Annotated in this window: 9 protein-coding genes; all 9 read left to right on the top strand. The window is 45.6% G+C overall.

What is annotated here, in order from left to right; translation table 11 throughout:
- Positions 1–8: 8 nt before the first annotated feature.
- The 9 genes from NST38_RS11635 to infB all read left to right on the top strand — a co-directional run bounded on the left by NST38_RS11635 (position 9) and on the right by infB (position 13,926).
- Positions 9–1,148, top strand: coding sequence for a 1-deoxy-D-xylulose-5-phosphate reductoisomerase (locus NST38_RS11635; RefSeq protein ID WP_076249807.1), 1,140 nt, complete (start codon positions 9–11; stop codon positions 1,146–1,148).
- Positions 1,149–1,261: 113 nt separating this feature from the next.
- A complete protein-coding gene (rseP, locus tag NST38_RS11640; RefSeq protein WP_076249806.1) occupies positions 1,262–2,533 on the top strand; it encodes an RIP metalloprotease RseP in 1,272 nt (423 codons plus the stop codon).
- Positions 2,534–2,595: 62 nt separating this feature from the next.
- Positions 2,596–4,050, top strand: a complete 1,455-nt coding sequence (gene proS / locus NST38_RS11645; protein WP_036670387.1) for a proline--tRNA ligase — start codon at positions 2,596–2,598, stop codon at positions 4,048–4,050.
- A gap of 382 nt (positions 4,051–4,432) precedes the next feature.
- Positions 4,433–8,752, top strand: a complete 4,320-nt coding sequence (locus tag NST38_RS11650; protein WP_076249805.1) for a PolC-type DNA polymerase III — start codon at positions 4,433–4,435, stop codon at positions 8,750–8,752.
- 257 nt (positions 8,753–9,009) lie between these two features.
- Positions 9,010–9,471 (top strand): ribosome maturation factor RimP, encoded by a 462-nt coding sequence (gene rimP, locus NST38_RS11655; RefSeq protein ID WP_036609311.1) that lies wholly within the window; start codon positions 9,010–9,012, stop codon positions 9,469–9,471.
- 123 nt (positions 9,472–9,594) lie between these two features.
- Entirely contained in the window at positions 9,595–10,692 is a 1,098-nt protein-coding gene (gene nusA / locus NST38_RS11660; RefSeq protein ID WP_036609309.1) for a transcription termination factor NusA, read from the top strand.
- 25 nt (positions 10,693–10,717) lie between these two features.
- A complete protein-coding gene (gene rnpM, locus NST38_RS11665; protein ID WP_036609307.1) occupies positions 10,718–11,023 on the top strand; it encodes an RNase P modulator RnpM in 306 nt (101 codons plus the stop codon).
- Positions 11,016–11,345 carry a L7Ae/L30e/S12e/Gadd45 family ribosomal protein gene (locus tag NST38_RS11670; RefSeq protein WP_017689142.1) on the top strand — a complete coding sequence of 110 codons (330 nt, stop codon included), beginning with the start codon at positions 11,016–11,018 and terminating at the stop codon, positions 11,343–11,345. Before rnpM ends, NST38_RS11670 begins: the two co-directional genes overlap by 8 nt.
- Entirely contained in the window at positions 11,338–13,926 is a 2,589-nt protein-coding gene (gene infB / locus NST38_RS11675) for a translation initiation factor IF-2 (protein ID WP_036609305.1), read from the top strand. Before NST38_RS11670 ends, infB begins: the two co-directional genes overlap by 8 nt.
- Positions 13,927–13,935: the final 9 nt, after the last annotated feature.

Genomic DNA, 13,935 nt, shown 5'->3' on the forward strand with positions numbered 1-13,935 from the left:
GGTGCAGCATGAAAAAAATTGCGATTCTTGGGTCAACCGGTTCCATTGGAACCCAGACACTGGATGTAGTTGACATGCATCCAGAACTCTTTCAAGTGGAGGGACTGGCTGCCGGAGGCAATACAGACCTGCTGATCGAACAAACCAAACGTTACCGGCCGAACAAAGTATCAGTGGGGTCCAAAGAACTGGCGGAGAAGATAGCTCCACATTTGCCAGCAGGAACGCAACTATTTTATGGCAACGAAGGACTCGTAGAAGTTGCGGCAGGAACCGATGCGCATACGGTTGTTACAGCGGTGGTGGGCAGTATTGGATTGGAGTCAACGCTTGCTGCCATAGATGCAGGCAAACAGATCGGACTGGCCAATAAGGAGACATTGGTTACAGCGGGGCATATCGTTACGACAAGAGCGGCTGCCAAAGGAGTCTCTTTACTGCCCGTTGATAGTGAGCACTCTGCGATATTCCAATGTTTAAATGGTGAAAACAGAGAACGCCTGACAGGCATCACGCTCACCGCTTCAGGTGGATCATTCCGTGATCTTACCCGTGAACAGTTGAAGAACGTGACTATAGAGGATGCACTTAAACATCCGAATTGGTCAATGGGCTCCAAAATCACGATAGACTCGGCAACGATGGTTAACAAGGGTCTTGAGGTCATTGAAGCACATTGGTTATTTGGTCTTCGATATGATCAGATTAATGTATTGCTTCACCCAGAGAGTGTTATTCATTCATATGTGGAATTTGATGACACAAGCATCATCGCACAACTGGGGAATCCGGATATGCGAGTTCCAATTCAATATGCACTGACTTACCCTGACCGCTTGCCATCACCAGCACAGCGTCTGTCTCTTGCTCAAGCTGGGAAATTACATTTCCGTGATATGGATATGGAACGGTTCCCGTGTTTAAGAATGGCGTATGAGTGTGGTAAAATGGGAGGAACCGCAACAACGGCGTTTAATGCAGCCAACGAGGTTGCTGTAGCCCGTTTCTTGCGTAAAGAGATTTCATTCCTTAAAATAGAAGATATTATTGCTTCTGTGCTGGAAGCACACCACAATGTGGACGAGCCTGATCTGCAGGAGATCGCACGTTGTGATCAGGAGAGCCGTAAGCTTGCGGCCAGTCTGTAATCTCTTTTTTCATAACAAATTGGAAGAAGTGATTCTCTTGTGCGGCATCAGAGAATAATGATAATCTAGAGGGACAGACTGCGGTATGTGCCGTGAAGGAGGATGGATAGGGATTGGAAACCATACAAGTGGTATTTCTAACGGTGCTCATGTTCTTTGTCATCGTGACGGTTCATGAATGGGGGCATTATTATTTTGCCAAACGCGCCGGTATTCTTGTACGGGAGTTTGCGATCGGTTTTGGTCCCAAATTGTTCTCATATAAAAGAAACGAGACCCAGTTTACATTGCGTTTGTTGCCTTTTGGTGGATATGCACGGATGGCAGGGGAAGATCCGGAACTGGTAGAGATCCAGGAAGGACAGACCATTGCGGTAAGATCAGCGGATGACCAGGTGAAGATGATCTATCTGGACCAGCTGGATAACCGTAAAAATGTAATACGTGGTGAAGTCATCTCCATTGATATGGAGAGAGCGCTGAAGCTTCAACTCGATGTAGATGGAGAGATTCAGGAGTATCGTATTCATCCTCAAGCAATGTTGGTAAGTCGAGGTAAACAAACGCAGATTGCACCGAAAGATCGTCAATTCGGCAGCAAAACTGTTGGACAGCGTGCATTGGCTATTTTTGCGGGCCCACTCATGAACTTTATCTTGGCCTTTGTGCTGTTTGCTGTATATGCGCAGATGGCAGGAGTTCCAGTGGAAAATCCAAAAAATCTTGTAATTGGTGAAGTGCTTGAAGGTGGGGCAGCGGATCAGGCGAACCTGCAAAAGGGCGATATTATCGAAACCATCAATGGTACTGCAATTGGTACGGATTCACAAAAAATGGTGTCGATGATTGCCGATTCCAAAGACAAGCCGATGGAATGGACGCTGCGCCGGGGTTCGGATACGTTTAATATAACGATTACTCCACGTGCTGTAGAAGGACAAGAGGGCGGTAAAGTGGGAATTGTACCTACGTTACCAACCCGATCTGTTGGATTTGTAGAGACATTTAAAGTCTCAGGCGTGGCCATGGTTGACACAACCAAAATAATATTTGAAGGTTTTAAACATCTGATCAATCAGTTCAACATGGATGATATTGGTGGTCCAGTTCGCACATTTGAAGTGACAGGACAAATTGCTAAACAAGGGATTGAGCAGTTAACGAGATGGGCAGCAATTTTGAGTCTATACCTTGGGATTTTCAACTTGCTACCAATACCTGCATTGGACGGCAGCCGTCTGGTATTTTTGGGAATTGAAGCGCTGCGCGGCAGACCTGTTGATCCCAATCGCGAAGGCATGGTGCATTTCGTCGGATTTGCGATGTTGTTTGTGTTGATGCTGGCAGTAACTTACAATGATATATTACGTTTAATTAACGGATAATTACGGTTGGACTACGCTCTGGACATTCAGAGATAGTCGTTATGGGAGGACGCTGGAGTCTTATGTCAAAGGAAAATGATAAACAGTTCGTGACTGAAATCACACCACAGGGTGAGGATTTCTCACGCTGGTACATTGATGTTATCAAAAAAGCTGATCTCATGGACTATGCACCCGTACGCGGTTGTATTGTGTTCAAACCAGACGGCTTTGAAATCTGGGAACATATTAAGGATGAGTTGGATCGTCGTTTCCGGGAAACGGGTCATCGCAATGCGTACTTCCCGATGTTCATTCCTGAGAGCTTCTTTCAAAAGGAAAAAGAGCACGTGGAAGGTTTTAACCCTGAATTACCATGGGTTACGGAAGCTGGCGGAGAGAAGCTGGAAGAACGTCTGGCAATCCGTCCTACATCCGAAACGATTATTGGTCACATGTATTCCAAGTGGATTCAGTCTTATCGGGATCTTCCGGTACTGATCAACCAGTGGGCTAACGTAGTTCGTTGGGAAAAAAGAACGTTGCCTTTCCTTCGCACAAGTGAGTTCCTGTGGCAGGAAGGTCATACAGCGCATGAGACGGAAGAAGAAGCACGTGAAGAAACGATGAAAATGCTTCAGATTTATCGTGAAGTGGTTGAGGAATACTTGGCTATTCCTGTAATTGTGGGTCAGAAAACCAAGTCCGAGAAGTTTGCGGGTGCGGTGGATACCTACTCGATCGAAGCCATGATGAAGGATGGACGTGCAGTACAAGCAGGTACATCTCACTACATGGGGACGAACTTTGCAAAAGCATTTGAAATCCAGTATCTTAGCCGGAATAATGTGCTGGAGCTGGCTTACACTACTTCATGGGGAGTAAGCACACGTTTGATCGGTGCATTAATTATGGTTCATGGAGATGACCGTGGTCTCGTACTTCCTCCTAAAGTCGCACCGACTCAAGTGGTCATGATTCCAATTGGACCTCCGAAAACACGTGATGCTGTTGTTGGGCGTGCAGATGAGTTGTTCACTGAGTTGAAAAAAGCTGGAGTCCGTGTGAAAATGGATGATCGCAGCGATGTTCGCCCAGGTTGGAAATTCAATGAATACGAGATGCGCGGTGTTCCGATTCGTCTAGAGATTGGTCCACGTGATATGGAAAATGGCGTTTGTGTACTCGTATCACGGATCACAGGTGAGAAGAAAGTGGTAGAACAAGCAAACCTGGTAGAAGAGATCCAGGCTATGCTGACACAGATCCAGGTAGATATGTTAGAGCGTGCTCGCACATTTATGTCGGATAACTTCTACTCCGTGGATACACTCGATGAGATGAAAGAACTGATGGAAAATAAACGCGGGTTTACACTGGCCGGATGGTGCGGTTCGGAAACTTGCGAAGATAAAGTAAGAGAAGTCACAGGTGCAACAAGCCGGAACATTCCGTTCCAGCCTGCGGAAGAAAAGCATACGTGCCTGGCTTGTGGTGAACAGGCAGAACACACGGTTGTGTTTGCAAGAGCATACTAAGTCAGGGTCACATGACTATATACATTGAACTAAACATTTACATGAGAACGTAGAGAACAGAAATAACCTGAAGAAGCGGAGCTAAAAGCTTTCTGAAAGAAAGCTACATCGGAAGCATACACTGCGCCTTTATCCCCGGATTTTCCCCTTTGTAAATGGGAATCAAAAAATCTGGGGGTAACAGCGATCGGAAGGTTGTTCTGTTATCGGAGTGGTAAGTGTAAATATCTTTTTGTTCAATGTATATAATGGCACGTACGGACTGTAAGAGTAATGAATGGAGAGCTTCTGTCGGATAAAATGAGTCGGTGCGAGTTCGGATCGGTGACATTTTTGAATGCAGGGGCTTTTCATGCTTTAAGGGGGTACAAGGAGGAACACGATGAGCGGATTCGAGGAGAAAAGAAAACGGTTTGAGTTGTTGATGAAACAGGCAGAGCTTCCGGCTGGTCTGTTAGAGCCCTATTTTTTGGATGGATGGATTGAACAAGTAGAGACCAATCGAAGTAATCGGGATTGGAATATTCTGATTGCAAAGGATACGTTGGTACCCGCTCCAATCTATCGCACATTTTGCCTGCATATCCAAGAGAAAATGAATCATATCGCCAAAATTTCATTTGGCTTCAAATACACGGACCAAGTACAAAATGGTGATATCGTCAGTGAATATTGGAATCTCTTTCTGGAGTGGGTTACCCGTGAGATTCCATCTGTAAATGGTTGGATGAACCGGACAACCTTTGAATGTGAAGAGGATCTCCTACAACTGACAATGAGTGATGCAACGTCGATGGAATTGGCTCGTAAGAAACAGATAGATCAGGCTATTACGAAATTCTATGAAAAATACTTTCATCTACCTCTTCGCATCAAGATGCAAGTGGGTGAAGTGGGAAGCAATAAAGAGGCCATGGAACAGTTCCAAGCCCAAAAACGTGTAGAAGAACTTGAGGTCATCGAGAAGATGATGAGTGAAGTGGACACAGAAATCCCGGTGGATGAGGAGCAGGGTGATCTGCGTTTGCAAATGGGTTATGACATCAAGGAACCTGCAGTACCTATGCAGGAAATCCAGGATGAAGAGAAAAAGGTCACGCTTCAAGGTTCGGTGTTTGGACTGGATCGTAAAGAACTGCGAAACGGAAATACGTTGTTTACCTTCTACCTGACCGACTTCACGGACTCCATGCAAATGAAGATGTTTGCCAAAACAAAAGAGGATGTTAAAATTCTCAGTTTGTTGGCTAACGGTAAATGGGTAAAAGTGCGTGGTCGTGTAGAATATGACCGGTTTATGCAAATTCCTGAACTGGCCATGATTCCATCGGATTTGATTGAAGTTAAAGCACCGCCGTCTCGCAAAGATAATGCACCAGAGAAACGGGTGGAGTTCCATTTGCACTCTACGATGAGTACGATGGATGCTGTAACTTCAATCGACAAATACGTGAAAATGGCAGCAGAGTGGGGACATAAGGCGATTGCAGTCACTGATCATGGTGGGGTGCAGGTATATCCCGAGGCTTCCAAGGCTGCTAAGAAAAACGGGATTAAAATGATCTACGGCCTCGAGGCCAATGTCGTGAATGACTCTGTTGCCGTTGTAATGGCTCCTCAGCCATTGGATCTCCAAACAGCAACATACATCGTATTTGATATCGAGACCACAGGTTTGTCGGTAACACAGAACAAAATCATTGAGATTGCAGCCGTGAAGATGCAAGATGGTAAAGAAATCGACCGGTTTGCAACGTTTGTGAATCCGCATGAACGCATTCCCTACAACATTCAGCAGTTGACCAATATTAATGATGACATGGTAAAAGACGCACCTGAGCTGGAGCCTGTCATTCGTGAGTTTGTGCAGTTTGCTGGTGATGGTGTGCTTGTTGCGCATAATGCACGTTTTGATATGGGCTTTATCCAGGCTTCGCTGAAGCAAATTGGAATGCCAGAGCTTCCTAACCCTGTCCTTGACACGTTGGAACTGGCGCGATTGTTATTTCCAAAAAATAAGAACCACCGTCTGAATACGATGGCAGATAAATATAAGGTTGGACTTGAAAGTCATCACCGTGCCATTGATGATACGATTGCACTCGCGGGTATACTGATCGGATTATTAAATGATGCTGCTCAGATGAAAGGGTTAACGAGGCTTGATCGCTTGAACGATTATGTAGGTGTCGACTTGTCGAATACAAGACCTTTCCATTGTGGAATCTATGCATTGAATGATGTCGGTAAGAAAAATCTATACAAGCTGGTATCTCTCTCTCATACGGAACATTTCAAGCGGGTACCGTGCATTCCCAAATCAAAACTGATTAATTTGCGTGAAGGGCTTGTTATTATATCGGGCTGTGAAAAAGGGGAGTTTTTCGAAGCGGTGCTTAACAAATCGCTCGAAGAAGCGGAAGAGATCGCTGAGTTCTATGACATACTGGAGATCCAACCACTTACCATGTATATGCATTTGGTGGATAAAGGGTTGGTGGCTACACCCGAAGAAATCAAAACAGCGATCCGTAAAGTCATCGATATAGGTGTAAAATTTAATAAACCAGTCATAGCCACAGGTAACGTGCACTATTTGGAACCGCGTGACAAGTTATATCGGGATATTACCATTCACGGAATTACAGGTTTTAGTCCACTCAAAGATCAACGTAAACCGGATGCACATTTCAGAACGACAGAGGAAATGCTGGAAGAGTTCCAGTTCCTGGGCCAAGATAAAGCTTACGAAGTCGTTGTTACAAATACGGTAGAGTTATCTGACCGCTTTGAGGAAATTAAGTTATTCCCGGACAAATTGTTTACTCCAATTCTGGAAGGTGCGGACGAAGAAATCCGTAATACCTGCTATGACACTGCCAAGTCTATCTATGGCGAGGAATTACCAGAAGTAATAGTTGCACGACTAGAGAAAGAGCTCATTCCAATTATTAAATACGGTTTTTCTGCCAACTATCTGATCTCGGAACGCTTGGTTAAAAAATCGAATCAGGATGGTTACCTCGTAGGTTCGCGGGGATCGGTTGGCTCCTCTGTTGTTGCTACATTCCTGGGTATATCCGAGGTTAATCCACTACCTGCTCATTATATTTGTGTGAATTCAGAATGCAAACACAGCGAGTGGTTCCTGGACGGCAGTGTTCGGAGTGGATTTGACCTTCCAGAGAAAGAGTGTCCGGATTGTGGTGGCACACTTAAAGGAGAAGGCCAGGATATTCCGTTTGAGACCTTCCTTGGATTTAAAGGAGATAAAGTTCCCGATATTGACTTGAACTTCTCTGGTGATTATCAGCCTCATGCTCATAACTATACGAAAGTACTATTTAGTGAGAAGAGTGTTTTCCGTGCGGGGACCATCGGTACGGTGGCTGAGAAAACAGCATTTGGTTTTGCCAAGAAGTACGAGGAACATCATCAGAAGAAATGGCGTGGAGCTGAATTGAATCGTTTGGCCTCTGGCTGTACTGGGGTGAAACGGAGTACTGGTCAGCATCCCGGTGGTATTGTCGTAGTACCTGATTATATCGAGGTCGAAGACGTTACACCTGTTCAGTTTCCGGCTGACGACGTTAATGCGGAGTGGAAAACGACACACTTTGATTATCATGCTTTTGAAGAAAACTTGCTGAAACTTGATATTCTGGGGCACGATGATCCAACTATGATGCGGATGTTGCAGGATTTGACAGGGGTCGATCCAACGACCATTCCGATGAATGATCCGAAAGTCATGAGCATGTTTAACTCAACCGAAGCTTTGGGTGTTACACCGGAACAGATTAGGTCGCCAGTCGCGACGTTTGGCGTGCCGGAGATGGGAACGAAGTTTGTACGTCAGATGCTTGTTGAATCCCAGCCGACGTCTTTTGCCGATTTACTGCAGATTTCCGGATTGTCCCATGGTACAGGGGTATGGCTTGGAAACGCTCAGGATCTGATTAAGAACGGAACGTGTAACATTAAGACGGTAATTGGTTGTCGGGATGATATCATGTTATTTCTGATCTATAAAACGGGAATGGACGCAAGTCTGGCATTTAAGATTACCGAGAGTGTTCGTAAAGGACGGGGTCTGCCACAGGAATGGATTGACGAGATGAAGAATTGTAAAGTGCCTCAATGGTACATTGATTCATGCCTCAAAATCCAGTACATGTTCCCGAAGGCTCACGCGGCCGCTTATGTTATTTCGGCAGTACGTACGGCGTTTTTCAAGCTGTATCATCCGATTGAATATTACGCAACTTACTTTACCGTTCGTGCGGATGAGATTGATATCGAACTGATGTGTCAGGGATATGACGCGATCTATCGCAAAATTACGGAAATTGAGCAATTAGGTTTCCAGGCACCTCCAAAAGAGAAAAACATGTTACCTGTCCTGGAAATGGGTCTGGAAATGGCAGCACGCGGATTCTCGCTGAAATCCATTGACTTATACCGTTCAGAAGCGACAAAGTTCATCGTTGACGGAAAAACACTAATCCCTCCATTTTCAGCTTTGGCAGGAATCGGGGATAATGCAGCTCGCAATATTGCTGCGGCAAGAGATCATGGTGAATTCCTGTCGGTGGAAGACTTCCAGCAGAAGTCGAAAGCAAGTAAGACCATTGTTGAACTCCTGTCGAATATGGGATGTTTCCGTGGCTTGCCAGAGAGCAATCAGCTTTCCCTTTTCTAGGATTGAATTTGGATCTAACCATAGCGATTGTTGAGGGAACGTAATTTTTCCTTCATTAGTAAGTAAACTGCCTGAAGCATCGCTTACTTGTCACTATTACCAGACTATGTTATAATTTTTGAAGTGAACGAGATAGTACGAATTTCTAAAGAGTGGGGAAACCCACTCTTTAGTCTTTGGTATACAAGAATCTTGGGTATTGAATAATCTGCCAGTGCTTTTTTTGCTGGTGTAACCTAAGTTGGAGGTTATTGGTTTTGAGCACAACGAACATTAAATCTACCGTGGAAGAAATGATCCAACCCTACTTGAACGAACAAGGCTTCGAGCTGGTTGACATCGAATACGTCAAAGAAGGCAGCAACTGGTTTTTACGGGTGTATGTCGACAAAGAGGGTGGCATCGACATCGACGATTGTGTCTTGATCAGCGAAAAGCTGAGCGCCAAGCTGGATGAGAACGATCCGATTCCAACCATCTATTTCCTTGAAGTGTCTTCTCCCGGTGCGGAGCGTCCACTGAAAAAACCTGAGGACGTTACCAAAGCTGTAGGCAAAAATGTTTTTGTTACAACCTACGAGCCGGTGAACGGATTGAAGGAATTTGAAGGCAAGCTGCTTTCCTTTGATGACGATGAACTCGTGATCGAAGCAGGCAAAAAACAGCATGCCATTTCTTATGATAAGGTTGCCAGTGCGCGCCTAGCTATTTTGTTTTAAGTGCCTTGTTCACTTTATTAATGAAAAAGACACATCTCACGATAACGGCAAGGTGCTCATGAGTTCAGAGCCTTTCGCCGTTTTACGTATGAGATGCCATGTTTGAAAGGGGGATCAACATTCATGAGTACGGATTTTATTGAAGCAATGAATGAATTGGAACGGGAAAAAGGGATCAGCAAGGATGTGCTGTTTGAAGCGATCGAGGCTGCACTAATTTCCAGCTACAAGCGGAATTTCAACACGGCCCAGAATGTGCGTGTTGACATGAACCGTAATACGGGAGTTATTCGGGTGTATGCCCGTAAATTGATCGTGGAAGAAGTCCTGGATTCACGTACCGAAATTTCATTGCCTGCTGCACGAGAAATCAACCCACACTTCCAGCTGGAAGATATTGCGGAGATTGAAGTTACGCCGCGTGATTTCGGACGTATCGCGGCACAAACTGCCAAACAGGTAGTGACCCAGCGGATTCGTGAAGCCGAACGCGGCCTGATCTACAACGCTTTCGTAGATAAGGAAGAAGATATCGTTACGGGAGTGGTGCAGCGTCAGGATTTGCGCAATATCTACATCGATCTGGGCAAAATCGAAGCGGCTTTACCGCTGACCGAATTGATGCCGAACGAGAAGTTTGTTCATGGTGACCGTATTAAGGCGTATATCACCAAGGTCGAGAATACGACGAAAGGGCCGCAAATCATTTTGTCCCGTACCCATCCGGGCCTCTTGAAACGTCTCTTTGAACTGGAAGTGCCTGAGATCTTTGACGGTGTAGTTGAAATTCGCTCCGTCGCTCGCGAAGCAGGGTTCCGCTCCAAGATTGCCGTTCATTCCCGCAACGAGGAAGTTGATCCAGTTGGATCTTGTGTAGGTCCTAGGGGAATGCGCGTGCAGACCATTGTGGGTGAGCTGCGCGGTGAAAAAATCGACATCGTTCGTTTCTCCGATCAGGTAGACGAATATGTTGCTAATGCACTGAGTCCTTCCAAAGTATTGGAAGTTCATGTATTTGAGGAAGAAAAGATGGCTCGGGTTATCGTTCCGGACTATCAACTGTCCCTCGCAATTGGTATCAAAGGCCAAAATGCCAGATTGGCAGCCAAATTAACCGGCTGGAAAATCGACATTAAGAGCGAGAGCCAGGCGGAACAGGAATTCGGCAGAGAAAAAGATTCTTCTTCTGAAATGCATCAGGATTCCGTCTCCGTCGACTAAAGTAAAGTACGGGGGGCGCTGACGTATGAAACCAAAAAAAGTGCCGCTGCGCAAATGTGTGGCATGCCAAGAAATGATGCCCAAAAAGCAGCTGATTCGCATTGTTAAAACGCCAGAGGATGAAGTGCTGATCGATTTGACTGGCAAAAAATCCGGACGTGGTGCCTATTTATGCGGCAAAGAGTCCTGTTTTAAGCTCGCACTCAAAAACCGGGCTTTGGATCGGGCGTTAAAAGGCAAAGTCTCACCTGAAATTTACGAGCAATTAGCAGCTGACTTCATCGCGGTTGAGGATGAATTCATAGCAGCACAGGAGCGTGAACATGACTAATATTAAAACGCTGTCTTATTTGGGACTCTCTATGCGTGCAGGTAAACTTGTAACAGGTGAAGAAATTGTACTTAAAGCGATCCGTTCTTCCGAAGCTAAAATGGTTATTGTTGCGGGTGACGCCTCAGCCAATACACAAAAGAAATTTCGCGATAAATGCGGAACTTATAAGGTTCCTCTGTTGATCGGATTTGACCGGGATAGTCTGGGTTCAAGTATCGGTAAAGACACGCGTGTTGTTCTTGCAGTAACGGATCGAGGGTTTGCAAAAATGATCTCCAAGCAAGTCGGTATAATGTCGGAGGTGGAGTATATTGAGTAAACAGGAAAACAAGGATAAATTGCGGGTTTATGAATATGCGAAGTCCCTTAATATGAGTAGTAAAGAAATTATAACCATTCTTAAAAAGCTGGAAATTCCCGTAAACAATCATATGAGTGTCATGGAGAATGGTTCAGTCGGTAAGGTGGAACAATTTTTTAAAGATATAAAATCCACTGCTGCTTCGAAACAAGGCAACGATGCAAAACCAGTTGCAACTTCGGCAGTACGTAGTGACAAACCAGTGGACAGCAACAAGCCGGCCGGCGGAGTGAACACGCCGATTAGCAGCAACCCATCCGGTAGTCCCGTACAAACAAAAATACAACAGGAAAAGCAGGTAGGTATGAACAATAGACCAAATTCCAACAATAACAATGGCACTCAAAGACCCAGCGGCCAAGACAGTCGCAACAGAACGAACTCTTCCCAAGGCTCAAGCCAAGGAGGACAATCAACTAACCGTCCAAGACCAGCTCAAGGTGGACAAAGCAGTACTGCATCCCGTCCGCAAGGAACGGGTGGTCAACGTCCGAATAACAGCGGTGGCGGTCAAGTAAGAACTTCAGGCCCTAACAGCGGTGGTAATACAGGTACTGCTGGCAACCGTAGCGGTGGCCAAGGTCAGAGCCAAGGACAAGGCCAACGTAGAAGCGGCCCAGGTGGTACTACTGGCAGCAACAACAATAGTGGTAACCGTTCGAACAGCGGTGGCGGTGGACGTCGTTATGATGACAACCGTGGCGGTAACTTCCGTGGTAACCGTGGTGGCAAGAACAACCGCAACAGAAATCAACAACAGTACCAACAACGTGAGAAAATTGATAACACACCTAAGAAAATCATCGTTCGTGGTGATATGACCGTTGGTGAAACAGCGAAGTTGCTCCATAAGGATGCTTCCGAAGTTATCAAAAAGCTCATCGCTATGGGTGTTATGGCAACAATCAACCAAGAGCTTGATATCGAAACGATCCTTCTGCTTTCAGGTGAATTCGGTGTTGAGGTTGAAGTGAAGATTGTGCTTGAAGATGACCGTTTCGAAACACTGGAAGAGAATGATGATGCTGCTGACTTGCAGGCTCGTCCACCAGTAGTTACGATCATGGGTCACGTTGACCATGGTAAAACTACTTTGCTGGATGCGATTCGTTCCACGAATGTATCCGATGGCGAAGCAGGCGGAATCACGCAACATATCGGTGCTTATCAAGTTGAAATTAACAACAAAAAAATCACGTTCCTGGATACTCCGGGTCACGAAGCGTTTACAGCGATGCGTGCACGTGGCGCACAAGTTACGGATATGACGATTATTGTCGTAGCTGCGGATGACGGTGTTATGCCACAGACCATTGAGGCGATTAACCATGCCAAAGCTGCTGGGCTACCAATCATCGTTGCTGTCAACAAAATTGACAAGCCGGGCGCTGATCCAGATAAAGTGAAACAAGAATTAACCAGCTATGAACTCGTTCCGGAAGAGTGGGGCGGAGATACCATCTTTGTTAACGTGTCAGCGAAACAAAGAATGGGTCTGGAAGGTCTGCTTGAAATGATTCTGCTCGTTGCAGAAGTGAATGAATACAAAGCGAACCCGGACAAACGTGCCCGTGGTACAGTGATTGAAGCCGAGCTGGATAAAGGACGTGGCCCAGTTGCACGTATCCTCGTACAGCACGGTACATTGAAAGTCGGCGATGCTTTCGTTGCAGGTAACTGCTTCGGTCGTGTTCGTGCGATGGTCAATGACAAAGGTCGCAAATTGAAAGAAGCTGGACCTTCAACACCTGTAGAAATCACAGGTCTGACTGAAGTTCCAGGTGCGGGAGATCCATTCATGGTGTTTGAAGATGAGCGCAAAGCGCGTTCCATCGCTGACAAACGTTCGATCACGCAACGTGAATCCGATCTGGGTACGCATACTCGTGTGACGTTGGATGATCTGTTCCAGCACATCAAAGATGGCGAGATCAAAGATCTGAACGTAATCATCAAAGGTGATGTACAAGGTTCGGTTGAAGCATTGAAAGGTTCCCTTGCGAAGATCGAAGTTGAAGGTGTACGCGTGAAAATTATTCATAGCGGCGCTGGTGCAATCACAGAATCCGACATCATTTTAGCTGCAGCATCCAATGCTATCGTGATCGGTTTCAACGTTCGTCCTGATAACCAGGCGAAATCAACTGCAGATCAAGAGCAAGTAGACATTCGTCTGCATCGCGTGATCTACAGTGTTATCGAAGAAATTGAACAAGCGATGAAAGGTATGCTTGATCCGATCTACAAAGAAAAAGTTATCGGTCATGCTGAAGTTCGGAGCACGTTCTCCATCAGTAAAGTGGGTACCATCGCTGGTTGTATGGTTACCTCGGGTAAAATTACGCGTTCTGCGGAAGCACGCCTGATTCGTGATGGCATTGTCCTTTACGAAGGTAAGCTGGATTCCCTGAAACGTTATAAAGATGATGCCAAAGAAGTAGCACAAGGTTACGAGTGCGGTATCACACTTGATAAATATAATGATCTCAAAGAAGGCGACGTTATCGAAGCTTTCATTATGGAGACAGTACAACGATAAGCAAGGAAG

The sequence above is a fragment of the Paenibacillus sp. FSL H8-0104 genome, from assembly GCF_038050215.1.
Classification (GTDB): domain Bacteria; phylum Bacillota; class Bacilli; order Paenibacillales; family Paenibacillaceae; genus Paenibacillus; species Paenibacillus amylolyticus.

Excerpts from the sequence above, each read along its gene's own strand:
- NST38_RS11635 (WP_076249807.1), top strand. The coding sequence starts at position 9 with ATGAAAAAAATTGCGATTCTTGGGTCAACCGGTTCCATTGGAACCCAG.
- proS (WP_036670387.1), top strand. The coding sequence starts at position 2,596 with ATGTCAAAGGAAAATGATAAACAGTTCGTGACTGAAATCACACCACAG.
- NST38_RS11650 (WP_076249805.1), top strand. The coding sequence starts at position 4,433 with ATGAGCGGATTCGAGGAGAAAAGAAAACGGTTTGAGTTGTTGATGAAA.
- nusA (WP_036609309.1), top strand. The coding sequence starts at position 9,595 with ATGAGTACGGATTTTATTGAAGCAATGAATGAATTGGAACGGGAAAAA.
- rnpM (WP_036609307.1), top strand. The coding sequence starts at position 10,718 with ATGAAACCAAAAAAAGTGCCGCTGCGCAAATGTGTGGCATGCCAAGAA.
- NST38_RS11670 (WP_017689142.1), top strand. The coding sequence starts at position 11,016 with ATGACTAATATTAAAACGCTGTCTTATTTGGGACTCTCTATGCGTGCA.